Raw genomic sequence first — 893 nt, forward strand, 5'->3', positions numbered from 1 at the left:
CGAGATGCCGCGCATGGATGGCATCACCTTCCTGCGCAAGCTGATGTCGCAGCGGCCGATCCCCGTCGTCATGTGCTCGTCGCTGACGGAGGCTGGGTCGGAAACGCTGATGCAGGCGCTGGAGGCCGGCGCCGTCGACGTGATCCTGAAGTCGAAGATCGGCGCTGCCGACAGTCTGGCCGACGACGCGGTCCGCATCCGCGAGGCGGTGAAGAGCGCTTCGCATGCGCGTCTTGGGAACGTCAGACGCAACGTCAACAGCCTGCGGCCCGGCGCACCGATGCCGGCGCAGAAGCTGACGGCGGATGCGATGCTGCCGCCGCCATCAGGGAAAGCCATGGCGAAGACGACGGAGATGGTGGTTTGCGTCGGCGCGTCGACCGGTGGAACGGAGGCGTTGCGCGAGTTTCTGGAGGCGCTGCCGGCCAACGCGCCGGGGATCGTCATCGTCCAGCACATGCCGGAAAAATTCACCGCGGCCTTCGCAAAGCGGCTGAACAGCCTGTGCGAGGTCGAGGTCAAGGAGGCCGTCGATGGCGATCCCGTGTTGCGCGGCCATGTGCTGATCGCGCCCGGCGACAGCCATATGCTGCTTGAGCGGCGTGGGGCGCGCTATCACGTTGCGGTCAAGAGCGGTCCGCTGGTCTCGCGCCACCGGCCGTCGGTCGATGTCTTGTTCCGCTCGGCGGCGCGTTCGGCAGGCTCCAATGCCATGGGCATCATCATGACCGGGATGGGCGACGATGGCGCCAAGGGGATGCTCGAGATGCATCAGGCCGGCGCCTACACGGTGGCGCAGGACGAGGCGACCTCCGTTGTCTTCGGCATGCCGAAGGAGGCGATCGCCAAGGGCGGGGTGGACCGCATCCTGCCGCTGGAGCAGATCGCCCGCG

Annotated in this window: 1 protein-coding gene; it reads left to right on the top strand. The window is 67.4% G+C overall.

Annotated features, from left to right (window positions below; translation table 11 throughout):
* A partial coding sequence (locus B3605_RS23975) for a protein-glutamate methylesterase/protein-glutamine glutaminase (protein WP_296436493.1) occupies positions 1-893 on the top strand: 893 nt, incomplete at both ends.

The organism is Rhizobium sp. UBA1881 (assembly GCF_002338015.1).
GTDB lineage: Bacteria > Pseudomonadota > Alphaproteobacteria > Rhizobiales > Rhizobiaceae > Rhizobium.